This window comes from Pelomonas sp. Root1217 (genome assembly GCF_001425705.1).
Taxonomy (GTDB): domain Bacteria; phylum Pseudomonadota; class Gammaproteobacteria; order Burkholderiales; family Burkholderiaceae_C; genus Pelomonas.
In genome coordinates, this window is record NZ_LMDC01000028.1 from 1,156,811 (window position 1) to 1,182,011 (window position 25,201).

The window sequence follows — 25,201 nt, forward strand, 5'->3', positions numbered from 1 at the left end:
CAATCCGTGAGGTCAGGCGCCGAGGTAGGCCTGGCGAACGAGGGGGTCGTCCAGCACTGAACGCGTGGCGCCCAGAGCAAGCCGGCGACCGAAGTCCAGCACCAGGGTCTGCGTGCAGATGGCTGCGATCAGGTCGACGTCGTGATCGATCAACAGCACCTGGGCGCCGAAGGCATCTGGGATCGCCGCGATTGCGTCGCGCAGCACGCGCGATTCGCGCTCGTCCAGGCCGGCGCCCGGCTCATCGAACAGGATCAGGCGGGGTGTGCCGACCAGGGCCTTGGCCACTTCCACCATGCGGCGCCGGAACAGGTCAAGCTCGGCACCCGGCACCTCGGCGCAATCCAGCAGCCCGGCGTGCGCAAGCGCCCGGAGCACCTGCGCGTCGGCCTGGTCGCGGCGATGCGGCACATGGTCGAGCATGGATTGCACGTTGTCCCAGACACTCAGGTCCTCCACCACCTGCTCGGTCTGGAACGAGCGGCGCAGGCCGAAGCGCACGCGGCGTGCGGCGTTCATGCCAAGCAAGCCCATGCCGTCCACACGCACCTCGCCCGACCTTGCCGGCACGAAGCCGCTGAGCAGGTTGACGAGTGTGGTCTTGCCCGCGCCGTTCGGGCCGATCAGGCCGCACACCGGGGCGTCCAGCACGGCGTCGAGCGCGTCGATCACCGTGACGGCGCCAAAGGCCACGGTCAGGCCACGGATCTCGATCATGGCCGACCCTTTGCTGCCAAGCGCTGGAAGGCCGCCAGCCACTGGCCGGCCAGCCCGCGCGGCGCGGTGATGAGCGCATGCAGCAACGCGGCACCGAAGAACACCATCGCCAGGTAACCGTTGACACCCAGGTCGACCAGCAGCGAAGGCACGGCGCGCAGCAGCAGGCCTGCCACCAGTGCGCCCACCCAGTGGTAGGCGCCGCCGATCAGCGTCAACGCGAACAGCATCACCGACTCGCTCGCGGCGAAGGCGCGGCCGTCGAGCTGGCCCACGGCACCGGCCAGCAGCGCGCCCGCAACGCCTGCGCACGCGCCAGCCAGCCCGAAGGCCCAGGTCTGGTACAGCAGGACATTGACGCCCGCGCCCTCGGCCACGGCTTCGCCGCGGCGGATCAGCGCCCAGGAGCGGCCGGCCCGCGTGCGCCGGTGCACCTCCAGCAGCGCCAGCATGGCAGCCAGCCAGGCGGCCACGTAGGCGAAGTAGGCGCCCTCGCCCTGCGCGATGGCGGGGCGGGGCAGCATCAGGCGCTCGCTGCCACTGATGCGGCCGAGAAAGCCAGCGCCACCGTCGGGGAAGCCGGCCGCGCTGATCACCACCTGGAAGCCGCCCGCCAGCATCAGCGTCACCAGCGCCAGGTAGAGGCTCTTCAGACGCAGGGCCGGCAGCCCGGCCAGCATGCCCACCGCGCCCGCAGACAGCCCGCCCGCCAGCACGCAGGCCTCGAACGGCCATTGCAGCCCGTGGCCCACACGCAGCGCGACCCAGCCGCCCACGCCCAGCAAGGCGTACTGGCACAGGCTCACCAGGCCGAGCTGGCCGTACAGCAGCGCCACACCGGCGGCGGCGATGGCCAGTGCCAGCGACGAGGTCAGCGTCTTGATCCAGTAGGCATTGGCCAGCCAGGGCAGCAGCGCGCCGACGGCCAGCACGACAAGCGCCATGCGCAGCAGGGCCAGGCGGGCGGCACGCCGCTCGCGTTTGATGGAGTCGGGAGTCATGCTTTGCGTGAGGCGTCGCGCCACAGCACGATGGCCAGCAGCGCAATGAGAAAGGGAGTCGCGGTGCGGAAGGGCGAGAAGCCGGGCACCAGCACAGCGACGGCTTCGAGCATGCCGATGGCCAGCCCGGCCGCCGCGGTTACGGGCAATGAGGACAGGCGGCCGATGATGGCGGCGGCGAACGCGGGGATGACGAGGAAGGTCAGCACCGTGGCCTGCATCCGCACGATGTTGGCCAGCAGGAGCCCGCACACGCCAGCAAAGGCGCCGGAGATGACCCAGGCCGCCGTATCCACCTGGAGCACGCGGATGCCCAGGATGGCGCTCAAGCCCCGCTTATCGGCCAGCGCGCGCATCGCCAGCCCGATGCGCGTGCGGGCCAGCAGCAGGCCCACCGCTGCCATCATCGCCACCGCAGCGGCGAGACCGAGCACGCGGGTGTAGGTGAGGCGCACATCGGCAAACTCGATGGCGCCCGCATCGGTGGGCAGCACGAGCCGGCGCGGCTGCTCGCCCCAGAACCATTCGGTGAAGCCCAGCACGATGAGCGCCAGGCCCAGCGTGCCGATCGAGCGCACCGTGGGTTCGCGCTCGGCCAGGCGTGGCGCGAGCAGCCGGCCGTAGGCCAGCGAGATGGCGACCGACGTGGCCACCGCCGCCAGCGCGGCCAGCCAGAGCGGCCACTCGCGGTCCAGGGCCGACCAGGCCACGTAGGCAGCCACCGCGCCGAGGGCGCCGAACGCGAAGTTCAGCACCCCCGACGAGCGGTACAGCACGACCAGCCCGACGCCCGACAGCGCATAGACCGCACCCACGCCGAGACCCGAGATCAGGAAAGGCAACAGATCGGGCATCTCAGCAGTTCCGGTTCAGAGCCCGAGCTTCTTTTCCTGCTCGCGCAGGTCGCTCAACTCAGGGTCCGCGGCCATCAGGCAGCCATTGCTGACCTGCTTGAAGCCGTTGCCGCTGACCTGTGCGATCGGACCGCTGCTATTGGCGTTGTGGCGCGCAGCGTCGCCCACATAGAACGGCCGACACAGGATGTCACTCTTGAAGCCCTTGACGTTGCGCAGCGCGGTGCTGACGCTGGCGCGGTCGATCTTCTTCGGGTCCATCTTCAGCAGCGCCTCGGTGACGATGCGCGCCGCCAGGTAGCCGCCCTGCGCGAACGAATCACGCGGATCGCTCTTGCCGCCGAAGGCCTCCATCGTCGCCTTCCAGTTCAGGTTGTCGGCGCCGGCCGACTCCACCGGCATGAACTCGAGATGGAGGTCGAAGTTGCCGTTCCAGGCCGCGCCGATGGTCTTGGGCACGTCGACGTTGTAGGCCGGCGTGCTGGAGACAAAGTGGATCTTCTTCGCCAGGCCCTGCTGCTCGGCCGCCGCCAGCATCGGCACCATGATGCCCTTGGGCAGGTTCAGGACGATGGCGTCCGGCTTCTTCGAGGCCGCCTGCAGCATCGTCGACGTCGCGTCCGGCGAACCCGGATCGACCGCGATCACCTCCACGTCCACGCCGTTGGCCTTGCCCCAGTCCTTCGCACCGTCACAGGCCCAGTTGCCCAGACTCGGGATGTTGGGAATCACGCAGACCATCTTCTTGGCCTTGTAGGCCTGCGCTGCATACATCGCGGCCACCGTGCCCGAGACACGCGGCCCCGCATTTACCGGCACATAGTTCTTCGCGAAGAAGCACTCGCGCGGCACGCCGACGCCGGCAATGACCATCACGTCTTCCTGGGCGTACATCTTCGCGTTGACGCCGCACTCGACGAAGCTGGAGCTGCCCACCATCGCGAGCACCTTGCGGTCCTTCACCAGCTTGGCGGCCGCCTGCGCAGCGACCTCGGGGTTCCACTGGTCGTCGACGATCGTCAGTTCGACCGGCCGGCCGTTGATGCCGCCGTTGGCATTGACGCACTTGAAATAGGCCTGTGAGGCCAGCGCGGAGGCGCTGAAGTCATCGGGCCCGGTCTTGCCAACGACGGCCCCGAGCGCGATCGGTTCACCGCTTGCGGCCTTGCCGTTGTTGAGTCCGCAGACGGGCTTGGCCTGCGCCATGGCGGCGCCGGTAAAGAGCAAGGCCGCAACGGCGGCAAAGCATTGCAATGTGATCTTCATGATGGGTCTCCAGGTTCAGAACGGCAGGATGGTCTTGATCCAGAGGGCGCTGCCTTCGGGTCGGTTGCGCACCGACATCTCGCGCGTCCACTTGGCGGTGAGGAACCAGCCCTTGCCGTTGTCGTACTTCAACGAAGGGCCGAAGGCGAAGGCCGCGCCTTTGCTGTCGGCCAGGGAGGCACCGGACTGGCTGTCGCTCGTGAGCTGGCGCATCGCGTAGCCCCCGGCACCCAGCACCCAGCCGTTGCCCAGTCCCCAGCCGGCGGAATAGTCGAGGTAAACCTCGTTGCCCGACTTGTAGTCCGTGTCGCTGTTGCGGCGGCTGAAGTTGCCCGTGAGCTTGAAGTCGCCGTTGAAGCCGGCCGCATCGATGTAGCTCACGGTATACAGCGGCTGGATCGACCAGTAGTTGCGGCCGATGTTGGCCACGTCAGTCTTGGCGTAGCGACCGACCGGGGCGACAACGTCCAGCCCCAGCACGCTGTGCAGGCTGGGTGAATGGTGAAAGGAAATGGCCGGGCCGAATGTGATGTCGCCCAGGCCGGTCTTGCGCTGCGCCAGGCCGGGCACTTCGACCTTCAGGCCCACCAGTGGCACGATGGCGTGATACACCACATTGCCGCCGGCCACCATGGTTGTCGTGGACCACACGAAACGCGTGGCGGCGACGTCCGCGGCGACGTTGAAGACTGGCAGCGGGATGGTGTTGCCACTGCCGTCCTTGAGCTTGTCGGCGCGGTAGACGTTGCCGTACTCCAGCACATAGAAGCCGGGCGGTGGTGCTGCACCGGTCAGGAAGTTCTCCACGCCGCCGGGGTAGCTCGACCCACCGCCTTCACCCGCCAGGGCGGCAGGCGCGACACAGACCATTGCCATCGCTGCAGCCGCAGCGGGCATTGCCAATTTCTTCATGTTGTCTCCGTTAGATTTTTGGATTGCCGATGCGTCAGACCGACATGCAGACGCTCTTCAACTCGGTGTACGACTCGACGGCGGAGCGGCCCAGGTCGCGGCCCATGCCGCTCTGCTTGTAGCCACCGAAGGGCAGGTTGGCGTCGAGCATGTTGTGGGTGTTGACCCACACGGTGCCGGCCTTCAGGCGCGGCACGATGCGGTGCACGGCCGACAGGTTGTTGGACCAGACGCTCGCCGTGAGACCGAATGGCGAGGCATTCGTTTCCCGGATCACGTCCTCGACATCGTCGAAGGGCATGGCCGCGAGCACCGGGCCGAAGACCTCCTCCCGCACGACCTGCATCCCGGGGTTCACATCGACCAGCACGGTGGGCTGGATGAAGCATCCGGCGTCGCGTGCGCGCTTGCCACCGGTCAGCGCCGTGGCGCCGGCGAGGCGCGCGCCGTCGAGGTAGCCCATCACCCGGTCGAACTGCCGGCGCGAGACCACCGGGCCAAGCTCTGACGCAGGGTCGAAGCCCGAGCCGATGCGCATGCGCTCGGCATGGCTGGCCACTCCCTGCACCACCTGGTCGAACAAGCTGCGATGAACGTAGAGCAGCGAGCTGGCGGCGCAGACCTGGCCCTGGTTGAAGAAGATGCCCATCGCCGCGCCGATGGCTGCGGCGGCCGGGTCGGCATCGGGCAACACGATCATGGGCGACTTGCCGCCCAGCTCCAGCGTGAACCGGGTCATGTGGTCCACCGCGGCGTGGCCGATGGCGCGCCCCGTGGGCGTGGACCCGGTGAAGCTGATCTTGTCGACGCCCGGATGCGCACACAGTGCGGCACCCGTTGCACCGCCGCCGCACACGACGTTCAGCACTCCCGCCGGCAGGCCGGCCTCCATCGCCAGCGCGGCAAGGCGCAGTGCGGTCAACGGCGTCTCGGGCGATGGCTTGACGACGACGGTGCAGCCTGCGGCCAGCGCCGGCGCGATCTTCCACAGCGCGATGGCGAGCGGGAAGTTCCACGGCACGATCGCGGCCACGACACCCACGGGCTCGCGCTGCGTGTAGGTGTGGTAGCGGGCGCCGGGCGGGAACGGGATCGAGTTCTGCAGCGTGCTGCCTTCGAGCTTGGTGGCCCAGCCGGCCATGTAGCGCACGAACTCGGCCGAGAAGCCCACGTCGATCATGCGCGCCACGCCCTGCAGCTTGCCGCTTTGCAGCGTCTCCATGGCGCTGAGCTCGTCGCCGTGCTCCTCGATCAGTTGCGACAGGCGAAAGAGGATGCGCTCGCGGTCAGCCGGCCGCATGCGCGACCAGGCGGAGTCCTCCAACGCCCGGCGCGCGGCGGCGACAGCCGCATTGACATCGTGTTCATCGCTGTCGGGCGTCTCCGCCACGACCATCTCGGAGGCTGGGTCGACCACCTCGAAGCGCCGGGTGGCGTGGGCCTCGCAGAACTGGCCGTTGATGAAATTGCCATGGCTGCGCTGCGAAAGAAAGCCGATGCGTGCCAGTTCTTGCTGAGTCAGGTCTTGAGTGTTCATGGGGCGTGGTGGTGGGTCGTTGAAGGAAACCGCCGCCATCAGCGCGCGAGCATCAGCTCGGCACCACGCTCGGCGATCATGATCGTGGGGGCGTTGGTGTTGCCGCTGCAGATCGTGGGCATCACGGACGCATCGCAGACGCGCAGCCGGCCGATGCCATGCACGCGCAGCTGCGGGTCGACGACGGCCAGCGCGTCGCTGCCCATGCGGCAGGTGCCCACCGGGTGGTAGACGGTCTTGGCGTACTGCCGCACGAACTGTTCAAGCTCGGCGTCGGGCATGTGCTCGTTAGTGCCGGGATAAAGCTCTTCGGCAATGACCTTGTTCAACGAAGGCATGCGCAGGATGCGGCGCGCCAGCTTCAAGCCGCGCACAAGCGTGTCCACGTCTTCCTGTGCGCTGAGGAAGCCGCCGTCGAACTCCGCCTGCTCCATCGCGTCGGCACTCTTGGCCCGAACGCGCCCGCGTGATTTCGGCCGCAGGAAGCAGGGGTCTATCGAGATGCCGTGCACCTCGGGCATCGGCCGGTCCACATCGCCCACCAGCACCGGCAACACATGGAATTGGATGTCGGGCCGGCCACTTCCCGAGGTATCGACAAAGCCGCCGCTCTCGACGACGTTGGAGGTCAGCAGCCCGGTCTTGAACAACTCCCACTGCAGGCCATGCTTGAGCGCCGTGAGGCCCTTGTCCTGCCCGAGCAGGCTGATCGGTTCACGGCAACGGCCGTGGGCAATGATCTCAAGGTGGTCCTGGAAGTTCTCGCCGACACCCGCAAGCTCGCGCTGCACCGGCACGCCGATGCGTTGCAGCAGCTCCCCCGGCCCAACGCCAGAGACCTGCAACAGCTTGGGGCTGGCCAGTGCGCCGGCGCTGAGCACGACCTCGCGGTTCGCCATCGCCCGCTTCGTCGTGCCGTCGCTCAGGCGGTACTCGACACCCGTCGCCTGGCCGCCTTCGATGGTCACGCGCAGCACATGCGCGCCGTTGACCAGTGTGAGCTTCGGGTCGCCCAGCACTGCGGCCAGATAGGTCGCCGCCGTGCTGCCGCGCGTGCCGTCGATGGTCGTGGTCTGGTAGAAGCCCACGCCGTCCTGGCGGCCGCCGTTGAAGTCGTCGTTGTACGGCAAGCCCGCTTCCTGAGCCGCCTTCAGAAAGGCCAGGCTCAAGGGGTGGCGGAACTTGGTGTCACTGACGCGCAGCGGGCCCTCCGTGCCGTGCATCTCGCCCGAAAATCGCATGTTGCTCTCGGCACGCTTGAAGACCGGCAACACGTCTTTCCAGGACCAGCCCGTGCAGCCTGCTTCGGCCCATGCGTCGTAATCCGCCGCAGCGCCGCGGATGTAGACCATCGCATTGAGCGAGCTGCCGCCGCCGTTCATGCGGCCTTGCGGCACATACATCTTGCGGCCGTTGGCGTGCTGCTGCGGGGTGGTCTCGTAGACCCATGAACGCTCCGTGCCGATCACGCGCACGAAGGTCGCTGGCATCTTGACGAACTTGCTGGCGTCGGTCGGGCCTGCCTCGAGCAACAGAACCGAGTGGCCCGCCTTGATCAGGCGGTGGGCGATCACGCAACCGGCCGAGCCGGCTCCGACCACGATGTAGTCGACGATTTGCTTGTCCAACGTATGTCTCCATTTGTGCTGCGACCCTGCACGGCAAGCGCCGCTTGAGTCGTCGGGAGTCATCGTCGCGAACAGGCAGTTGCGAGCGAAGCAACTTCGCGCGGAGTGCGCTTTGGATCAATCCGCAGTGCGCGTTTGTTTATTTCCTGGCGCGTCCGGCAACGCGAAGCTCAAACAGAGTCTGACCAAAGGAAGGCGTCGGCTCACCCGAAAACCGAGATGAAACGCAAAGGCGACCACAGAGGCACAGAGGCACAGAGGCACAGAGGAAGCCACAGAGTTCTTCTCTGTGCCTCTGTGCCTCTGTGGTTGCATTTCCGTAGCCGTCTAAGGCAACGGGGTCTGGCCGCCCGGTTCAGCGTCGTTTCGAGCCCGCCTGGCCGCCGGCCGGGCTGCCTTGCCAGCCCAGGCCTCGCGAGATCTGGGCTGCGGCAGCGCGCACCGCGTCGGCCACCGATGAGTTCCAGTCGATCGGGAAATGATCCTGGTGACCCAGCGCGGTGATGACGAGGGCAGGCTGGCCTTCATGATCGAACGCCGGGGCACTGAAGGCATTGACGCCCGGGATCGGGCGTCCTTCCGCGCGGACAAGCCCGTGCGCGCGCAGGTCCTGTCGGGCCTGGCGCAGCACCTTGAGCTCGGCCGCTGAGAACACGATGGCCTGGCCGGGTTCGTCGCCCACCGGCACGGCCCGGACCACGCGCTCCTCAGGCAGAGCGCCAGCAAATGCCCGCCCGGTGGCGGTGCCCAGCATGGACATAACGGTGCCGGAGCGCATGGCTACCAGCAGCGGCTGGCGCGCTTCGATCATGCGGATAACCGTCGGCCCCAGATTGCCCCACAGCGCCAGCGCCACCGCAAAGCCGGTGGAGGACGCCAGCTCTTCGGCCACCGGCCCGGCCACGCGCACAGGGTCGAGCTGGCTCAGGCTGGCTAGCCCCACCTGCAGCGCAGCGGGCCCGAGCGCATAGCGGCCAGTGGCCTTGTCCTGCTCGATCAGCCCGAGCTTGCCGAAGCTGACCAGGTAGGGATGAGCGCGTGCAGGCGCCAGGCCGCCCTGGGCGGCGAGGTCCTTCAGGTTCATCGGGCCGTGGTGGGCCGCCAGCGCAAGCAGCAGGCGGCCGCCGACTTCGACCGACTGCACGGCGCGTTGCCCGGCGTCTTTCTCTGGCTCGTCATGCATGGGAAGTGAGGCCATCCGTGGAATGGCGAGATTTTGCCTTAGGCAAACTTGTTTGCCAAACGCAAATGGCAGACATACACTGCAAACTCATTTGTCTATTACGAATATGAGGCGATCATGACGACCCCGAAGAAGTTCGCATCCCAGGCCGACCTTGAAGAGAAACAGGTCAGCTTCACCCAGCTTTCGGAGCACGCCTGGGCGTACACCGCCGAGGGCGACCCGAACACCGGCATCGTCATCGGCAACGACGCGGTGCTGGTGGCCGACACCCAGGCCACGCCGGCCATGGCCGCCGACGTGATCCGCCGCATCCGCGAGGTGACCGACAAGCCGATCAAGTACGTGGTGCTGACGCATTACCACGCGGTGCGTGTGCTGGGCGCCTCGGCCTACCAGCCGCAGCAGATCCTCGCCAGCCAGGACACCTACGACCTGATCGTCGAGCGCGGCGAGGCCGACAAGGCCAGCGAGATCGGCCGCTTCCCGCGCCTGTTCCGCAACGTCGAGACGGTGCCTGCCGGCATGACCTGGCCAACGATGACCTTCACCGGCAGGATGACGCTGTGGCTGGGTAAGCTCGAGGTGCAATTGCTGCAGCTCGGCCGCGGCCACACCAAAGGCGACACGGTGGTCTGGCTGCCGCAGGAGCGCACACTGCTGTCCGGAGACCTGGTCGAGTTCGACGCCACGCCGTACGCTGGCGATGCCTACTTCAGCGACTGGCCGCAGACGCTGGCCAACATCGCCGCGCTGCAGCCGCTCGCGCTCGTGCCCGGTCGCGGCCCCGCGCTCAAGGGCGAGGCCCAGGTGCAGCAGGGCCTGGAGGCCACGCGGGCCTTCGTCAGCGACCTGTACGCCAACGTCAAGCAGGGCACCGCCGCCGGCAAGGACTTGAAGACGGTCTACAAGGAAACCTACGCCGCCCTGCAGCCGAAGTACGGCTCCTGGGTCATCTTCGACCACTGCATGCCCTTCGACGTGACGCGCGCCTTCGACGAGGCCACCGAGTTCCGCGACCCGCGCATCTGGACGGCCGAACGCGACCGCCAGATGTGGGAAACGCTGGAGGGTTGAGCATGGCCTGCGCCACCCTTGGCTACGGATCGGACGGCAAGACGATCCAGGCCTTCGAGTTCGACTACCGACGTTCGCCCGACCAGGATGCCGCCGCCCCGGTGCGGCACCGGGTGGTGGTGGTCGGTGGCGGGCCGGTCGGCCTGAGCCTGGCCATCGACCTCGCCCAGCGCGGCCAGCGCGTGCTGCTGCTGGACAACGACAGCCGGCTGTCCACTGGCTCGCGCGCGATCTGCTTTGCCAAGCGCACGCTGGAGATCTGGGACCGCCTGGGCGTTGGCAATGCGATGTGCGCCAAGGGCGTGGGCTGGAATGTCGGCAGAGTCTTTTTCGGCGACGAACAGCTCTACCGCTTCGACCTGTTGCCGGAAGAAGGCCACGAGCGGCCGGCCTTCATCAACCTGCAGCAGTACTACGCCGAGGCCTTTCTCGCGGTGCGCGCCGCCGATTTGGCGAACCTGGAGATCCGCTGGAAGAACAGCGTCGTCGCCCTGGAGCAAGACGCCGACGGCGTGCGCCTCGGCATAGGCACGCCCGACGGCCGCTACACCATCGCCGCCGACCACGTCATCGCCTGCGACGGGTCCCGGTCGCCGCTGCGCGCGCTGCTGGGCCAGGAGAGCAAGGGCCGCACCTTCCGCGACCGCTTCCTGATCGCCGACATCCGCATGCAGGCCGAAGCGGCCGCCTTCCCCGCCGAGCGCTGGTTCTGGTTCGACCCGCCCTTCCACCCCAATCAAAGCGTGCTGCTGCACCGCCAGCCCGATGGCGTCTGGCGCATCGACTTCCAGCTCGGCTGGGACGCCGATCCCGAGGAGGAAAGGAAGCCGGAGAAGATCAAGCCGCGCGTCGACGCGATGCTGCGCCAGGCGCTCGGGCGGGAGGTGCCGTTCGAGCTGGAATGGGCCAGCGTCTACACCTTCGCCTGCCTGCGCATGGAGCGCTTTCGCCTCGGCCCAGTGCTGTTTGCCGGCGACTCGGCCCATGGCGTGTCGCCGTTCGGCGCGCGCGGTGCGAACTCGGGTGTGCAGGACGCCGAGAACCTGGCATGGAAGCTCGATGCGGTGCTGCGCGGCGCCGCCGGCGATTCGCTGCTGGACAGCTATGCCGAGGAACGCGAGTACGCCGCCGACGAGAACATCCTCAACTCCACGCGGGCGACCGACTTCATCACCCCCAAGAGCGAGATCAGCCGGCTGTTCCGCGACGCGGTGCTGCAGCTGTCCAAGAGCCACCCCTTTGCACGCACGCTGGTCAACAGCGGCCGGCTGTCGGTGCCAGCGACGCTGCACGGCTCGCCGCTCAACACGCCGGATGGCGACGCCTTTGCCGGCCTCATGGTGCCCGGTGCGGCTGCAGTCGATGCACCGGTGCGCCTGCCGAACCAGCAGCGCGGCTGGCTGCTGCGCCAGCTGGGCTCGGGCTTCACGCTCTTGCTCGCGGCCGGCGAAGGCAGCGCCGCGCTGGCCGCCCAGCCGTCCGACCGCCAACTGCCGGTGCGACTGGACGTGCTGACGATCGCTCTGCCCGCCGCCGTTGACGGCAGGGCCGCGCTGGCCGACGTGGACGGGCTCGTCGCGCAGCGCTACGACCTGCAGCCCGGCAACGCGGTGCTGCTGCGCCCCGACCACCATGTCTGCGCACGCTGGCGCCGCCCCGACGCCGCTGCCGTCGCGCGTGCCGTCACGCGCGCCCTCGCGAGCCATTAATGGAGCCGGCCATGCCCCTCATCACCACGCCGAACCTGAGCGCGCCCGACGATTTCTACGAGGCCTTGATCGACGCCCACAAGGACTTGCCGAGCGAGGAAAGCCACGCGCTCAACGCACGGCTGATCCTGCTGCTGGCCAACCACGTCGGCGCCATCGACGTGCTGCGCGAAGCGCTGCAAGCCGCGCGACACGGCGCCGACAACCTGACCCAGCCATGAACGACAACGCACGCCCCTACCAAGCCGGCTTCGGCAACGAGTTCGCCAGCGAGGCGGTGCCCGGCGCCCTGCCCGTGGGTCGCAACAGCCCGCAGAAGGTGGCCCATGGCCTGTATGCCGAACTGCTCTCGGGCACGGCATTCACTGCACCGCGCCATGCCAACCTGCGCAGCTGGCTGTACCGCCGCCAACCGTCAGTGGTGGTCGGCGGCTTCGCGCCGCTCGCGCATGCTTGGCTGAAAACCGGCGCCCGCGATGGAGCGGTGGCGCCGCCGAACCCGATGCGCTGGCAACCGATGGCGGTGCCCGACGCGCCGACCGATTTCATCGAGGGCCTGCGCACCGTCATCGTCAACGGCGATGCCGACGCCCAGACCGGCATGGCCGCGCACCTCTACCTTGTGAACCGCTCGATGACCGATCGCGCCTTCGTCAATGCCGACGGCGAACTGCTGCTGGTGCCGCAACAAGGCAGGCTCACCATCACCACCGAGCTGGGTGTGCTGGACGTCGCACCCGGCGAGCTGGCCCTGCTGCCGCGCGGCATGGCCTTCAAGGTGGCCGTCGACGGGCCGTCGCGTGGCTACGTCTGCGAGAACTACGGCGCGCCGTTCCGGCTGCCCGAGCTTGGCCCGATCGGCAGCAACGGCCTGGCCAACCCGCGCGACTTCCTCGCACCCGTGGCCTCCTTCGAGGCCTCGGCCGGCAGCTACGAAATCGTGCGCAAGTTCGGCGGTGCGCTTTGGCAGGGGCGGTCACCAACGACGCCCTTCAACGTGGTGGCATGGCATGGCAACCTGGCGCCTGTGAAGTACGACACCGCGCGCTTCATGACCATCGGCTCGATCAGCTTCGACCACCCGGACCCGTCGATCTTCACGGTCCTCACCAGCCCGAGCGACACCCCGGGCACGGCCAACGTCGACTTCGTGATCTTCCCGCCGCGCTGGATGGTCGCCGAAGACACCTTCCGGCCGCCCTGGTACCACCGCAACCTGATGAGCGAGTTCATGGGCCTGGTGCACGGGCAGTACGACGCCAAGCCCGAGGGCTTCAAGCCCGGCGGCATGAGCCTGCACAACTGCATGGTGCCGCATGGCCCCGACACCGAGGCCTTCGACAAGGCCACGAGCGCCGAACTGGCGCCGCACAAGCTGGACGACACGCTCGCATTCATGTTCGAGAGCCGCTGGCGTTTCCACCCGACCGAGTTCGCGCTGCGCAGCAGTGCCTTCGATGAGGGCTACGCCGGCTGCTGGGGCGGACTGAAGGACCGTTTCGCACCATGACCATCGACGCCAGCCATGACCCGGCGCTGCAAAGCTGGGTCGAGTCGGCCAACGCGGCCGACACCGACTTTCCGATCCAGAACCTGCCCTTCGGCCGGTTCAGGCCTGCAGGCCATGACGAATGGCGCATCGGCGTGGCCATTGGCGACCAGGTGCTCGACCTGCGCGCCACCGGGCTGACGGACCACACCGACATGAATCGCCTGATGGCGCTCGCGCCGGACGAGCGGCGTGCCTTGCGCCGCTCCCTGTCGGCGGGGCTGCAGTGGGGCAGTGCGCAAGAGAAGGCGTGGCGAGCGGCCCTGTTCGTGGCCAGCAGCGTCGAGCTGGGCCTGCCCTGCCGCATCGGCGACTACACCGACTTCTACGTCGGCATTCACCACGCCACCACGGTCGGCACGCTGTTCCGGCCGGACAACCCGCTGCTGCCCAACTACAAGTGGGTGCCGATCGGCTATCACGGCCGCGCGTCGACCATTCTTGCGAGCGGCCAGCCCTTCACGCGCCCTCGCGGCCAGCTCAAGGCGGCCGACGCAGCGCCGCGTCTGGCGCTCACGCAGCGCCTGGACTTCGAACTTGAGCTGGGCCTGTTCATCGGCCGGGGTAACCGTCTGGGCGAGGCCATTCCGATCACCAGTGCCGAGGAGCATCTGTTCGGCATCGCCCTCTTCAACGACTGGAGCGCGCGCGACATGCAGGCCTGGGAGTACCAGCCGCTCGGTCCTTTCCTGTCGAAGAACTTCGCGTCGACGGTCTCGCCATGGATCGTGACGATGGAGGCACTCGCTCCCTTCCGGCGGCCCTTCGTCCGGCCAGAGGGCGACCCGCAGCCCCTGCCGTATCTGGACAGCGAGGCCAACCGCCATGCGGGGGCCATCGACATCGAACTGGAGGTCAGGCTGCAGAGCCGCGCGATGCGCGAGTCGGGTATCCCGGCGCATTGCATCAGCCGGTCGAACTTCGCGGATGCGGCCTACTGGACTGCGGCGCAGCTGGTCGCGCACCACACGGTCAACGGCTGTGCGCTCACCAGCGGTGACCTGTTCGGTTCGGGCACGCTGTCGGGACCACGCCCCGATCAGGCCGGTTCACTCCTCGAGCTGACCCAGGCCGGCAAGCAAACCATCACCCTGCCTGGCGGCGAGGTGCGCAGCTTCCTGGAGGATGGCGACAGCATCGCCCTTGTCGGCAACTGCTCGCGCGCCGGCTTCCGCCGCATCGGCTTTGGCCGTTGCGAAGCCACCGTCGAACCATCACCGGCAATGGGTTGAGCATGCGCGAGCCTGCGGGCCATGGTTATCCTGCGCACCCATGAGCCCGACCCGCGAGAAGTCCCCTCCCCTCGATCAGTCCCGCCTGGCCCACACACTGGGCTACGCCATCGCCCGCGCGGCCGTCACCACCAACCAGTTGTTCAGCCAGGGGGTGGGCGAGCCCTTGGGGCTACGGCCGGTGGAGTTCACGCTGCTACAGCTGATCTTCTCCAACCGCAACACCACACAGAAGCGCCTGTGCGACCTGCTGCGCGTACCGGCGCCGCAGATGACGCTCATCCTCGACCGCCTGCAGGAGCGCGGCTGGGTCGAGCGCGAACGCGACGTCAACGACCGCCGCGCGCTGCACCTGCGGCTCACGCCGGAGGGCGAGCGCCTGGCCGAACAAAGCCTGGCCGCGCTGCGTGAGAGCGAGCAGGCGCTGGACCATGTGCTGAGCAGCGGCGAGCGCCTGCTGCTGCAGGAGCTGCTCGCCAAAGTCGCCCGTTGAACGTCAGCTGAGCCGGTAGAGCCCGGCGCCATGCGACGGCAGGTGCTGGGCGAACCGGCCCGATGCCGTGTCGAGGGATTTACCCGCCCACAGGTCGCGCACCTGGCGCACGCCGTCCAGCCCCAGGTCGCGCAGCGCGATGGAAACCTCGCGTGCCTTGTCCGTGGCGTTGAACAGCGCAACGTAGCGGCCCTTGCCATCACTCGGCCGGGCCGACCAGATGCGTACGAAGTCCTCGACGAAATGCGGCCGGTTGTCCGAACTGGTCTGGTCGACGGCCAGCACCTCGGGGTTGGTCAGCAGCGCCAGCGTTGGCTCGTCCAGGTGGCGCAGGTCGCCACCCATGATCAGCGGCGAGCGGGTGATGGCCCACAGCGTCATCAGTGTGCGCTGCTCGTCGGCGGTGAACTTGGTGTTGCGCTCACCCAGCGCCAGGCGGCCCAGCGGCAGCATGTCGGGGTCCGGCCAGGCGCCGGGCTGACGCCAGGGGTTCCAGTTCTCCAGCCGGGTGAACTGGGCTTCCAGCATGTGCCACTCGTCCCAGAAGTCGTCGGAGATGCGCCACATCTGCGCGAACCGGCGCACATGCTCGGCGCGGCTCACTGGGGTCTCGCCGGGCGACAGGCTGAGTGCCATCGGCCGCTTCGTGCGCACGATGGCGCGGTGGGCGGCCTCGATCTCCGGCGCGTGGGCGTCGTAGGGCCGGCTCATGTCGTCCATCTTGATGAAGTCCACGCCCCAGGAGGCGTAGAGCGCGAACACGCTGTCGTAGTAGGCCTGGGCGCCGGGCTTCGTCATGTCCACGCCGTACATGTCGGGGTTCCAGGTGCAGACGCTGCGCGTGTCGGCGACGTCGGCGGCGTGGTAAGGCGTGCCCAGGATGGGCAGGTTGCGCTTCACAGCCAGGCGAGGAATGCCGCGCATCAGGTGGATGCCGAACTTCAGGCCCATGGCGTGCACGTCAGCCGCCAACGGCGCGAAGCCCTTGCCGCCGGCACTGGACGGGAAGCGGTTCTCGGCCGGGATCAGCCGGCCGTAGCCGTCCATGGCGGGCTCGGGGTTGGCGCTGTAGCTGTAGCTCGACGCCCCGGGCTCGTACCACTGGATGTCGATGGTGAAGATGTTGTAGCCGGCCGGCAGCAACTTGTCCGCCATGATGCGGGCGGTCTCGCGGGCCTGGGCTTCGTTGATGGTGGTGGCGAAGCTGTTCCAGCTGTTCCAGCCCATCGGCGGCGTGGGGGCCAGCAGGCCTTTGGCCGGCCTTACGCTAGCAGTAGCGGTGGTGGCGGCCTCGGCGGGCAGCGTGGACGCCGCGATGCCGGTGAGGCCTGCGCCGATCAGGCCCCTTCGATTCAATGCCATGGGATGTCTCTTGTCTCGTTTGTCGTGGCTACGGGGTGTACGGCATTGCGCGACAACAATCCAATGGCGATTTCCTCTCAATCCATGCCGGTTTCGATATGGCTAGGGCGCCAGCAGGTCACGGCTGCAGGGCCTGCCGCAAGGCCGCCGCCATCTGTCCCAGCGCCAGCCGCGCCGCCGGCACGGCGCCCGCCATGCTGATGAAGCCGTGCGCCAGGCCGTGGTACTCGACGATCGTGACGGCATTGCCGGCCGCGCCGAGCGCCTCGCCGTAGGCCATGCCTTCGTCGCGCAGCGCGTCATGGCCTGCCAGCAGCAGCAGCGTCGGCGGCAGGCCGGCGAGGCTGGGGGCGAGCAGCGGCGCGCCGCGCCAGTCGGGTGCCTTGCCGCTGGCGCCGAAGTAGTGGCGGCTGAAATAGTCCATGGTCCGCTTCGTCAGCGTCGGGCCGGCAGCGTGCTGCTCGCGGGACGGGTAGTCGCCTTCATGGCCACCGGCGGCCGGCGGGTAGACGAGCACCTGCAAGGCAATGGCCGGCCCGCCCGCATCTCGCGCCAGCAAGGCGGAGGTGGCGGCCAGCGCGGCACCGGCGCTGTCGCCCATCACGGCCAGGCGGGTCGGGTCGCCGCCAAAGCCGCGGATGGCTTCGGCCACCCAGCCGAGCGCGGCGAAGCTGTCCTCGATGGCAGCGGGATAAGGATGCTCGGGCGCGAGGCGGTAAGCGGCGCTGACGACCATCACGCCGCTGTCGGCGCAGAGCTGACGGCAGACGGCGTCGTAACCGTCGAGGTCGCCGAGCACGAAGCCGCCGCCGTGGAAGTACAGCGTCACGGGCAAGGCACCGGCCGCGCCGTGGGGCTTGTAGATGCGCACGTCCACAGCCTGGCCGCCAAAGCGGGTCTGGTGCGGCGTCACGCTGACGTCGGCGGGCGGCACTGTGGCCAGCGTGCAGATCTGCCGGTACAAGCCGCGGCAGGCTTCGGGCGGCAGGTCGCAGAGGTCGGGAGCGCCGGCCGCCTGGGCGAGCATGTGCTGGAGGTGCAGGTCGAGCATGGGTATCTCCTTTTGAGGGTCAGGCAAGAAAGGGAAAGTCAGCGGCGCAGGCGCCCGTCGCGGCCGCGCAGGCCGATCTCGACGTGCTCGGAGCCACGGTGCTGGCGGGGGCTGAAGCGCACGCTGAAGCCGCCGAGGTCGAGCAAGCCCAGGTTCTCCAGCGCGGCCGCCACCGCGGGCCCGTCAACCCGGCTGCCGACGCGGCGCAGCGCCTCGACGCAGACGCGCAGATGCAGATAGGCGGCCAGGCCCTCCAGGCTGATGGCCTCGGGGCCGACGTGGCCTTCCGCATCGCGCTCGAACTCGCGCACCAGCGGCAGCTGCGAGATCTCGGGGTTGGGCACGACGCTGGTGAAGCCGATCAGCCGGTCGCGCAGCAGCCGCGTCAGCTGCGTGAGCCCGGGGGACGACAGCGCCGCCACCGTCAGGGGCAGGGCGGCGCGCCAGGCGGCCTCGTGGCGGGTCAGCAGCTCCAGCGACTCGGGGCCGAGATTGAGCACCAGGGCCTGCGGCGAGGCGGCGGCCAGTTCGCGCAACGTGGCCGAGCTGTCCGACTGCATCGCCACCGCGTGGAAGCGGATGCCCGCCGCCTGCAGCGCCGCCGCCAGCGCGTGCTCGCGACCCGGTTCGTCGCCATCGCCCAGCAGCACGGCCTGTTCGATGCCGATGGCCCGCAGTTGCGCGGCGAGCGCCTCGGCCTCGCGCCGGTCATCGGGCCGCAGGCTGAACACCATGGGCTGGGCCGGCTGGTGCAAAGCGGCGGCGCCGGAGAAGGGGCCGACCAGCGGCACATTCAACTCGCGCGCCAGGGCGGCGGTCTGCAGGCAGGCGCGCTCGCCCAGGCAGTTGACGAAGGCGACGGCATGGTGCTCGCGGGCGAGTTTGCGCAGGTTGGCCGCGCGGCGCTGGCTGTCGCCGGCGTCGTCCAGGCTCACCAGCTCCAGCCGGCGCCCTGCTATGCCGCCATTGGCGTTGACCCGCTCCACCAGCGCCTTGGCCCCGGCCTGCACGCGGTTGCTGATCGGGAAGGCGGGGCCGGACAGGGGCAGCGACTGGCCCAGCACCAGCGGCGCCTGCTCGGCCGCCGCGACGGCGCACAGCAGGCCAAGCACCAGAGTGGCCAGTAACCGGAACAAGCTCATGAGTTCGCTTCTAGCCGGAACACCGCCACCAGCGACTTCAACCGCCGCGCCTGGTCACCCAGCGCAACGGCCGACGCGGCACCCTGCTCCACCAGCGCGGCGTTCTGCTGCGTCACCTGCTCCAGCGCCTGCACGGCGCCGTCGACGGCGGCCACCTGGCTGGCCTGGCCGGGCATGGCGGTGGCGATGCCACCGAGGAAGTCGGTGAGCCGCTGCACGGCCGCGACCGTCTCCTGCATGGCGCCACCGGCCTGCAGCACCAGCGCCTGGCCGGCCTTGACCTCGTCGGCTGAAGACTCGACCAGCCGGCGGACGTCGCGCGCCGCGTCGGCCACGCCCTTGGACAGCAGGCGCACCTCGCCCGCCACCACTGCAAAACCTCGGCCATGCTCGCCCGCGCCGGCCGCCTCGACGGCGGCGTTGAGCGCCAGGATGTTGGTGCGAAAGGCGATGTTGTCGATGACGCCGACGATGCTGGCGATGCGCTCGGAGCTGCGGCCGATGGCGCTCATCAGCGCCTGAGCCTGGCCCATCGCCGTGTCGCCGGCCAGGGCGGCCTGCGTGGCGGCGTGCGTGACGGCGCCCGCACTGGCGGCCGAGTCGGCCAGGGCCTGCACGCCGACGGCGAGCTGGGCGGTGGCGGCGGCGGTGCGCTGCAGTTCGGCGGCGGCAAGCTCGGTGCGGTGGGAGAGGTCCGAGATGCCCGACGAAACCTCGCCGGCCGAGACGTCGATCTGCTCCGCGGCATCCCGTGCCGAGGCCACCAGGCGATGCAGGCCGCCTTGCATGTCGCCGAGCGAGCGCAGCAGCTGGCCGATCTCGTCCTGGCCGCCTGGTGGAACAGCCTCGCGCAGATTGCCTTCGGCGACGCGCGAGGCGACGGCCACGGCCGCGCGCACCGGCCGCGTGAGGCTGCGCGCCACGCCGAAAGCCACGGCCAGGCCGATGACCAGGCCCGCCACCACCACGCCCGCCTGCGCCCAGCGCCCCCAGCGCGCGGCGGCCGAGGCCTGCGCGCTGGCCGCCTCGCTGGCCTCGGCGGCTGCGGTGTCCAGCGCGTCGATGGCACGCAGCCATTGATCGAACAGCGGCTTCAGGCTGCTGACCACCAGCTCCTGGATGGCCGAGTCATGCTGGTAGTCGGCCCCCGCGTCGCCCGCCGCCCGCTGCAAGCGGCTGACGGAGCTGGCCAGCATCGGCGCCAGTTCGGTCTCGGTGCGACGCAGTTCGTCGGCGCGCTGTGCCATGGCCTCGGTCGGCTGGTTGAAGACCTCGTCGAACTGCGTCCGGTAGGCGGCCATCGCCTTGTCCAGGCTGCCCAGCTCGAACTTCAGGTCCTCCGGGTCGTCGACCATCGTCGCCAGCAAGGTGGCCAGGTAGGCGTCGGTCACGCGGTCATGCATGCGCCGCCCGGCCGCCGTCAGTCGCTGCGCCTCGGCCTGGGCCGACAGCAGCCGGGTCTCGACGGCCTGCGACTGGTACAGGCCGATGCCGGCGATGACCAGCATCAGCGCGAGCAGGCCACCCATGCCGAGCCAGATGCGGCCGACCAGGCTGGCAAACCAGCGATGCCATAGCCTCATCTCAGTTGTCCAAGGCGACATGCGCCAGGAGAACAGAGCCACAGAGCCACAGAGGGACCTTCATGCCGCTGCCTCTGTGCCTCTGTGCCTCTGTGGCTTTGTTTGGTTTTCACTCAGGCGCTGCGGGGGCGTCGGCTTGAGCAGCCAATGCGCCAGCGCGGGAACCAACACCAGCGCCCCCACCATGTTCCACACGAACATGAACGCCAAAAGGATGCCCATGTCGGCCTGGAACTTGATCGGCGACAGCGCCCAGGTGCCGACCGCGAGTGCCAGCGTCACGCCGGTCAGCATCACGACGCGACCCGTGAACTGCAGCGCTTGCAGGTAGGCGGCCGACAGGCTTTCACCCGCGCGCAGCTTGGCCAGCATGACGCTGAGCACATAGAGCGCGTAGTCCACGCCGATGCCCACGCCCAGCGCAATGACGGGCAGTGTCGAGACCTTGACCCCCATCCCCAGGCCCACCATCAGTGCCTCGCAAAGAATGGACGTCAGCACCAGCGGCAGTACAGCCACGACGACGGCGCGCCAGGAGCGGAAGGTCACCCAGCACAGCACGACGACGGCGCCGTAGACCCACCACAGCATCTGGTTCATCGCCTGCTTGACGACGATGTTGGTGGCCGCTGCAATGCCGGCCGAGCCGGCCGCGAGCATGAAGCGCTCGTCCTTGGTCGAGTTCTTCGCTATGAAGTCCTCGACCGTCGCGACGACCGTGCTCAGCGTCTCGGCCTTGTGATCCTTCAGGTAGACGTAGAGCGACAGGAAGGAGCAGCCCTGGTTGAACAGCTCACGCGGCGCGCGGGTCTGCACGCCGCCCAGGGCGCTGTCGTTGGGGATCAGCTCGTACCACTTCAGCTGGCCCTCGTTGTAGCCCACCATCGCGAGCTTGGAGAGCGCCGCCATGGAGTTGGTGGACTCGACGCCTGGCAACTGCTCCAGCTGCCAGGCGAGCTGGTCGACCTTGGCCAGCGTGCCGTAGCGGGTGCACTGGTCTTCCGGCGTGGAGACCATGACGACCAGGATGTCGCTCGAAGCGGCGTAATGCTGGGTGACGTAGTCGTTGTCGCGGTTGTAGCGCGAGTCGGCGCGCAGCTCGGGCGCGCCGGGGTCAAGGTCGCCGACGTGCAGCCGAGTACTGACGGCATAGCCCGCGACCGCCAGCGCGGCCGACACGCCGAGGGCCACCAGCGCCGGGCCGCGCTGCGTGAAGCGGTCGAGCTGGCGCCACATCCACGAGTTGCCAGCCTTGGGGTTGAACTCGGGGTCGTCACGCAGGCTGCGCTTGGCTGCCGCCGCGCCCACGCCCACATAGGACAGCAGGATGGGCAGCAGCACGAGGTTGGTGAAGATCAGCACCGCCACGCCGATGCTGGCCACCAGCGCCAGGTCCTGGATGGCCTGGATCTTGATCAAGGCCAGCACCGCGAAGCCGACGGCGTCGCACAGCAGCGCCGTGAGGCCGGCGACGAACAGGCGCCGGAAGGTGTAGCGCGCGGCCACCACGCGATGCGTACCGCGGCCGACGTCCTGCATGATGCCGTTCATCTTCTGCGCGCCATGGCTCATGCCGATGGCGAAGACGAGGAAGGGCACGAGCACCGAATACGGGTCCAGCGCATAGCCGAGCAAGGCCAGCAGGCCGAACTGCCACACCACGGCGATGAGCGAGCAGGCGACCACGAGCGCCGTGCTGCGCACGCAGCGCGTGTAGGCCCACAGCACACCGGCGCAGATCACCAGCGCGACCGCGAAGAACACCAGCACCTGCTGCAAGCCCTCGATGAGGTCGCCCATGACCTTGGCGAAGCCGGTCACATGCAGCGCGATGGCGTCGCTGTCGTACTTGGCGCGCAGCGCCTCGACCTGGCGGCCGAGTTCGCCGTAGTCCAGCGCCTGGCCGGTCTTGGGGTTCACGTCCAGCAGCGGCACGAAGACGATGCTGGACTTGGCATCACCGGCGACGATCTGGCCGATCTCGCCGGAGCGCTCGACATTGGCGCGCACCTCGGCCAGCGCGGCGGGCGAGCCGTCGTAGCTGTCGCCCATGACGGTGTTGCCGTCCAGCCCCTCCTCGGTCACGGCGACCCAGCGGGTGTTGGCCGTCCACAGCGACTTCATGAAGGGCCGGTCCACGCCCGGCATCAGGTAGATCTCGTCGCTGATCTTCTGCAGCGTGTCGAGGTAGTGCTTGTCGTAGATCGTGCCCTTGCGGGCCTCGACCACGATGCGCAGCGCATTGCCCTGGCCGCCCAGGTCGGCCTTGTGCGCCAGGTAGTTGGCGATGTAGGGGTGCGACGTCGGGATGGTCTTCTCGAAGCTGGCGTTGAGCGTCAGCTTGAAGGCCTGTTGGCCCAGCCACAACGTGGCCAGCAGGCACAGCAGCATGACCCACGGGCGGTGGTTGAACAGCAGCCGCTCGGCCCAGGAGCCGGATCGGGTGTCGAAGTCGTCGAGCTGGGTGATGACCGGTTGGGCGCCCAGCGTGTCGGTGGCGTGCATGGTGGAGTTCAGGGCTGTGCGTTGGCGCGGCGGGTGCCGCGCAGGCTGGCGATGACCCAGGCGCCATCGGGTGCGGCGGCCAGGCCGGCGGCCGGCAAGGGACCAGCGGGTGGCGGGCGGCGCGTGAAGCTGAGACCGTCGTCGGCGCTGACGAAGAGTTCGCCGGTCTGGGTCAGCAGCGTCAGTTCACCGCGCCGCTCAATACCGGCTTGCAGGCTGAGCGGCGTGCCGAGTTCGACCTTGGTCCAGCTGTTGCCGGCATCGGCCGAGCGGTAGACGCTGCCGCGCAGGCCATAGGCCAGCAGCGTGCCCTTGTCCGACACGAGCAGGCCGAAGAAGCTGCCCTTGTAGGGCGAGGCCAGGGCCGTGAACGTGGCGCCGCCGTCGCTGGAGCGCAGCAGCAGGCCTTGCTCGCCGGCGATCAGCCATTGGCCATCGACAACACGCACGCCGTAGAGATGCAGGCCGCGCGGGTTGGCGGCGCGCGTCGGCAGTGGCTGCCAACTGGTGCCGCCGTCACGGGTGACCATGGCCAGGCCATAGGCGCCGACGGCGATGGCCTGGCGCGCATCGATCACGTCGATGTCGAACCAGGGCTTGTCGGCGCCCTCCTCCACCAAGCGCTGGGCAGCGCGGCGACCAGCGTCATCGGTGGCCGCAGAGAGCAGGGCTTGCGCGGCCTGCAGGCCCTCCATCTGCCTGACCCAGGTCTTGCCGCCGTCGCTCGTCTTCAGGATGACGCCCAGGTGGCCGGCGGCCCAGCCGGTCTGCGCGTCGACGAAGCGCAGAGCCGTCAGGCCCGCACGCACCGGCACCTGCGCCTGCTGCCAGGCCTTGCCGCCGTCGTCGGACCACAGCACCGTGCCGCGCTCGCCCACCGCTACCAGCCGATCCCCGGCGCGGGTGACCGCGAGGGTCGCCGCGCCGAGGGCCTTGGGGCTGATGAGCGCGGACTCGGCCAGCGCGGCCGGCGCGGGCGTGGCAGCCCGGGCGGCGGCCACGCAGGCCAGCGTCAAAGCCGCCAGCCAGCGCATCAACGCGCTCCTTCGTTCGCGAGCTCTTCAGGGCTGAAGAAGTTGCGCGGCAGCGGTGCGACGACCTTGTACTGGCTGGCCAGCTCGTTGCTGGCCATGTTCAGGTAGTAGGCGCCGGTCTGCAGGTCGTAGCCGCCCCAGAACATGCTGCCGATGACGGCCGGGATGTCCGGCGCCAGCAGGGTCAGCGTGTAGTTGGTGCGCCAGAGTTCGCCCTTGGCGTCCCAGCCGTCGAACAGGATGATCTGCCAGCTGTCCTCGTCGATGTAGTACTTGCGCTTGGGCACGACGTGGCGCTTGCCCTCGGCCAGCGTGGCTTCGACTTCCCACACGCGATGCAGCTCCCAGCGCACGACGCTGGGGTTCAGCGTGTTGGGCGTGACGAGGTCGGCCACCTTGGCCGATGCCGCGCGGTTGTTGTTGTAGGGGATGAAGAGCTCGCGTTTGCCGACCAGCTTGAGGTTGTGCTTGTCGCTGGGGCCGAACAGCATGAAGGCTTCGTCGAACAGGCCGATGCCCGAGGTCACCGAGTCGGGCGTGTCGTAGGCCACCGACGGCGCCTTGCGCACGCGGCGCTGGCCCACCAGGTATTGCCACAGACCGCGCGGGTTGCCGGCGTTGAGGTTGTCGTGCGCCAGGATGGCCTCGCCTGCCTTGGAGCCGGGCTCGCTGACGACGAACTTGCCGAGACCCGAATAGCCGTCGAACTTCTCCAGGCTGCCCTCGGGGTCGTAGAACTGCCTGCGAAAACTCTGCGTGCCACCCGAGGCCATCGCGCGCTTGCCGTCGGCCGTGACGACCCAGACCCGCACCGGCGCCTGTGCATAGGTGCCGACCCAGGCGAGGCGGTGGTTCTGGAACACCTCGTAGCCGTCCTTGGGGATGGGGAACGGCGTGCCGCCATAGGCGCCTTCGGTGCCCTGGCCGTTGTCGACGAGCTTGGCGCGCGTGGCGTTCTTGAAGGTGTTGTCGTAGACCCATTGCGGCGCGGCGGCCGTGCGGTGGGTCGGGTAGACGTCGATGCGGAAGTCGGGGTACTTCTTCATCAGCGCCTTGACGCCGTCACTGAGCTTGGCGTCGTACTGCGCCATGTTCTTGGCGTTGATGCTGTACAGCGGCTTCTCGGCGGCGAAGGGGTCCGGCCGGGCATCGCCAGGCTTGAAGCCGGCGGGCGCCTTGGTCAGGCCACCGTCCCACGCGGGGATCGTGCCGTCCTTGTTGGCGGCGCGCTCGGCGCCCAGCGGGGTCAGTGTGGTCTTGAGCTTGGCGGCTTCGTCGGCCGACACGGCGGCGAGGGCCGGGCCAGCGAGCAGCAGGGCGGTGGCCAGCAGCGTGGCCTTGAGATGGGTGCGGTTCATGTGACGTG

General features: G+C 68.8%; 21 protein-coding genes. 6 read left to right on the forward strand and 15 right to left on the reverse strand.

From position 1 onward, the window contains the following. Positions 1 to 12 precede the first annotated feature (12 nt). From ASC95_RS25335 to ASC95_RS25370, 8 genes are all read right to left on the reverse strand, one after another. The gene (locus tag ASC95_RS25335) at positions 13 to 717 is read right to left on the reverse strand and encodes an ABC transporter ATP-binding protein (protein WP_057300400.1); all 705 of its coding nucleotides are present in this window, start codon (positions 715 to 717) and stop codon (positions 13 to 15) included. Next, entirely contained in the window at positions 714 to 1,718 is a 1,005-nt protein-coding gene (locus ASC95_RS25340) for a branched-chain amino acid ABC transporter permease (protein ID WP_082568090.1), read from the reverse strand. Before ASC95_RS25340 ends, ASC95_RS25335 begins: the two co-directional genes overlap by 4 nt. Continuing rightward, entirely contained in the window at positions 1,715 to 2,572 is an 858-nt protein-coding gene (locus ASC95_RS25345; protein ID WP_057300401.1) for a branched-chain amino acid ABC transporter permease, read from the reverse strand. Before ASC95_RS25345 ends, ASC95_RS25340 begins: the two co-directional genes overlap by 4 nt. Positions 2,573 to 2,587: 15 nt before the next feature. After that, entirely contained in the window at positions 2,588 to 3,838 is a 1,251-nt protein-coding gene (locus ASC95_RS25350; RefSeq protein ID WP_057300402.1) for an ABC transporter substrate-binding protein, read from the reverse strand. A gap of 15 nt (positions 3,839 to 3,853) precedes the next feature. Then, the gene (locus ASC95_RS25355) at positions 3,854 to 4,750 is read right to left on the reverse strand and encodes a transporter (protein WP_082568091.1); all 897 of its coding nucleotides are present in this window, start codon (positions 4,748 to 4,750) and stop codon (positions 3,854 to 3,856) included. A gap of 34 nt (positions 4,751 to 4,784) precedes the next feature. After that, complete coding sequence (locus ASC95_RS25360) at positions 4,785 to 6,287, reverse strand: aldehyde dehydrogenase (protein WP_057300404.1); 1,503 nt, start codon at positions 6,285 to 6,287, stop codon at positions 4,785 to 4,787. Between the two features lie 38 nt (positions 6,288 to 6,325). Further along, positions 6,326 to 7,915: a GMC family oxidoreductase gene (locus ASC95_RS25365; protein ID WP_235538047.1), complete on the reverse strand. Its 1,590-nt coding sequence runs from the start codon at positions 7,913 to 7,915 to the stop codon at positions 6,326 to 6,328. Between the two features lie 355 nt (positions 7,916 to 8,270). Continuing rightward, a complete protein-coding gene (locus tag ASC95_RS25370) occupies positions 8,271 to 9,113 on the reverse strand; it encodes an IclR family transcriptional regulator (RefSeq protein WP_235538048.1) in 843 nt (280 codons plus the stop codon). A gap of 102 nt (positions 9,114 to 9,215) precedes the next feature. On the opposite strand from ASC95_RS25370, the gene ASC95_RS25375 reads away from it, so the two are divergent. Genes ASC95_RS25375 through ASC95_RS25400 form a run of 6 tightly spaced genes read left to right on the forward strand, consistent with a single transcriptional unit; the run spans position 9,216 to position 15,158 of the window. Further along, the gene (locus ASC95_RS25375; protein WP_057300523.1) at positions 9,216 to 10,175 is read left to right on the forward strand and encodes an MBL fold metallo-hydrolase; all 960 of its coding nucleotides are present in this window, start codon (positions 9,216 to 9,218) and stop codon (positions 10,173 to 10,175) included. Between the two features lie 2 nt (positions 10,176 to 10,177). Then, a complete protein-coding gene (locus ASC95_RS25380) occupies positions 10,178 to 11,884 on the forward strand; it encodes an FAD-dependent oxidoreductase (RefSeq protein ID WP_057300406.1) in 1,707 nt (568 codons plus the stop codon). An 11-nt stretch (positions 11,885 to 11,895) separates the two neighbouring features. Next, a complete protein-coding gene (locus tag ASC95_RS25385; RefSeq protein ID WP_057300524.1) occupies positions 11,896 to 12,105 on the forward strand; it encodes a DUF2783 domain-containing protein in 210 nt (69 codons plus the stop codon). Beyond that, a complete protein-coding gene (hmgA, locus tag ASC95_RS25390) occupies positions 12,102 to 13,394 on the forward strand; it encodes a homogentisate 1,2-dioxygenase (protein WP_057300407.1) in 1,293 nt (430 codons plus the stop codon). Before ASC95_RS25385 ends, hmgA begins: the two co-directional genes overlap by 4 nt. Beyond that, on the forward strand, positions 13,391 to 14,665 hold the full coding sequence (gene fahA, locus ASC95_RS25395; protein WP_057300408.1) for a fumarylacetoacetase: 1,275 nt from the start codon (positions 13,391 to 13,393) through the stop codon (positions 14,663 to 14,665). Before hmgA ends, fahA begins: the two co-directional genes overlap by 4 nt. Before the next feature lie 40 nt (positions 14,666 to 14,705). Then, on the forward strand, positions 14,706 to 15,158 hold the full coding sequence (locus ASC95_RS25400; protein ID WP_057300409.1) for a MarR family winged helix-turn-helix transcriptional regulator: 453 nt from the start codon (positions 14,706 to 14,708) through the stop codon (positions 15,156 to 15,158). A 3-nt stretch (positions 15,159 to 15,161) separates the two neighbouring features. On the opposite strand, the gene ASC95_RS25405 is transcribed toward ASC95_RS25400, so the two are convergent. From ASC95_RS25405 to ASC95_RS25435, 7 genes are all read right to left on the reverse strand, one after another. Next, positions 15,162 to 16,520, reverse strand: a complete 1,359-nt coding sequence (locus tag ASC95_RS25405) for a glycoside hydrolase family 27 protein (RefSeq protein WP_057300410.1) — start codon at positions 16,518 to 16,520, stop codon at positions 15,162 to 15,164. Between the two features lie 118 nt (positions 16,521 to 16,638). Beyond that, on the reverse strand, positions 16,639 to 17,571 hold the full coding sequence (locus tag ASC95_RS25410) for an alpha/beta hydrolase (RefSeq protein ID WP_057300411.1): 933 nt from the start codon (positions 17,569 to 17,571) through the stop codon (positions 16,639 to 16,641). 38 nt (positions 17,572 to 17,609) lie between these two features. Beyond that, positions 17,610 to 18,713: an ABC transporter substrate-binding protein gene (locus tag ASC95_RS25415; protein WP_057300412.1), complete on the reverse strand. Its 1,104-nt coding sequence runs from the start codon at positions 18,711 to 18,713 to the stop codon at positions 17,610 to 17,612. Beyond that, a complete protein-coding gene (locus tag ASC95_RS25420) occupies positions 18,710 to 20,296 on the reverse strand; it encodes a methyl-accepting chemotaxis protein (protein ID WP_057300413.1) in 1,587 nt (528 codons plus the stop codon). The genes ASC95_RS25415 and ASC95_RS25420 overlap by 4 nt, the downstream gene beginning before the upstream one ends. A 60-nt stretch (positions 20,297 to 20,356) precedes the next feature. Beyond that, entirely contained in the window at positions 20,357 to 22,801 is a 2,445-nt protein-coding gene (locus ASC95_RS25425; protein WP_057300414.1) for an RND family transporter, read from the reverse strand. A gap of 8 nt (positions 22,802 to 22,809) precedes the next feature. Next, positions 22,810 to 23,835 (reverse strand): YCF48-related protein, encoded by a 1,026-nt coding sequence (locus ASC95_RS25430; RefSeq protein ID WP_057300415.1) that lies wholly within the window; start codon positions 23,833 to 23,835, stop codon positions 22,810 to 22,812. Next, positions 23,835 to 25,193 carry a DUF1329 domain-containing protein gene (locus ASC95_RS25435; RefSeq protein WP_057300416.1) on the reverse strand — a complete coding sequence of 453 codons (1,359 nt, stop codon included), beginning with the start codon at positions 25,191 to 25,193 and terminating at the stop codon, positions 23,835 to 23,837. Before ASC95_RS25435 ends, ASC95_RS25430 begins: the two co-directional genes overlap by 1 nt. Between the last annotated feature and the right edge of the window lie 8 nt (positions 25,194 to 25,201).

Coding starts and splice junctions, on each gene's coding strand:
- ASC95_RS25360 (WP_057300404.1), bottom strand. CDS start 6,287: ATGAACACTCAAGACCTGACTCAGCAAGAACTGGCACGCATCGGCTTT.
- ASC95_RS25420 (WP_057300413.1), bottom strand. CDS start 20,296: ATGAGGCTATGGCATCGCTGGTTTGCCAGCCTGGTCGGCCGCATCTGG.
- fahA (WP_057300408.1), top strand. CDS start 13,391: ATGACCATCGACGCCAGCCATGACCCGGCGCTGCAAAGCTGGGTCGAG.
- ASC95_RS25425 (WP_057300414.1), bottom strand. CDS start 22,801: ATGCACGCCACCGACACGCTGGGCGCCCAACCGGTCATCACCCAGCTC.
- ASC95_RS25405 (WP_057300410.1), bottom strand. CDS start 16,520: ATGGCATTGAATCGAAGGGGCCTGATCGGCGCAGGCCTCACCGGCATC.
- ASC95_RS25345 (WP_057300401.1), bottom strand. CDS start 2,572: ATGCCCGATCTGTTGCCTTTCCTGATCTCGGGTCTCGGCGTGGGTGCG.
- ASC95_RS25375 (WP_057300523.1), top strand. CDS start 9,216: ATGACGACCCCGAAGAAGTTCGCATCCCAGGCCGACCTTGAAGAGAAA.
- ASC95_RS25410 (WP_057300411.1), bottom strand. CDS start 17,571: ATGCTCGACCTGCACCTCCAGCACATGCTCGCCCAGGCGGCCGGCGCT.
- ASC95_RS25385 (WP_057300524.1), top strand. CDS start 11,896: ATGCCCCTCATCACCACGCCGAACCTGAGCGCGCCCGACGATTTCTAC.
- ASC95_RS25335 (WP_057300400.1), bottom strand. CDS start 717: ATGATCGAGATCCGTGGCCTGACCGTGGCCTTTGGCGCCGTCACGGTG.
- ASC95_RS25380 (WP_057300406.1), top strand. CDS start 10,178: ATGGCCTGCGCCACCCTTGGCTACGGATCGGACGGCAAGACGATCCAG.
- hmgA (WP_057300407.1), top strand. CDS start 12,102: ATGAACGACAACGCACGCCCCTACCAAGCCGGCTTCGGCAACGAGTTC.
- ASC95_RS25340 (WP_082568090.1), bottom strand. CDS start 1,718: ATGACTCCCGACTCCATCAAACGCGAGCGGCGTGCCGCCCGCCTGGCC.
- ASC95_RS25370 (WP_235538048.1), bottom strand. CDS start 9,113: ATGGCCTCACTTCCCATGCATGACGAGCCAGAGAAAGACGCCGGGCAA.
- ASC95_RS25350 (WP_057300402.1), bottom strand. CDS start 3,838: ATGAAGATCACATTGCAATGCTTTGCCGCCGTTGCGGCCTTGCTCTTT.
- ASC95_RS25400 (WP_057300409.1), top strand. CDS start 14,706: ATGAGCCCGACCCGCGAGAAGTCCCCTCCCCTCGATCAGTCCCGCCTG.
- ASC95_RS25435 (WP_057300416.1), bottom strand. CDS start 25,193: ATGAACCGCACCCATCTCAAGGCCACGCTGCTGGCCACCGCCCTGCTG.
- ASC95_RS25355 (WP_082568091.1), bottom strand. CDS start 4,750: ATGAAGAAATTGGCAATGCCCGCTGCGGCTGCAGCGATGGCAATGGTC.
- ASC95_RS25430 (WP_057300415.1), bottom strand. CDS start 23,835: ATGCGCTGGCTGGCGGCTTTGACGCTGGCCTGCGTGGCCGCCGCCCGG.
- ASC95_RS25415 (WP_057300412.1), bottom strand. CDS start 18,713: ATGAGCTTGTTCCGGTTACTGGCCACTCTGGTGCTTGGCCTGCTGTGC.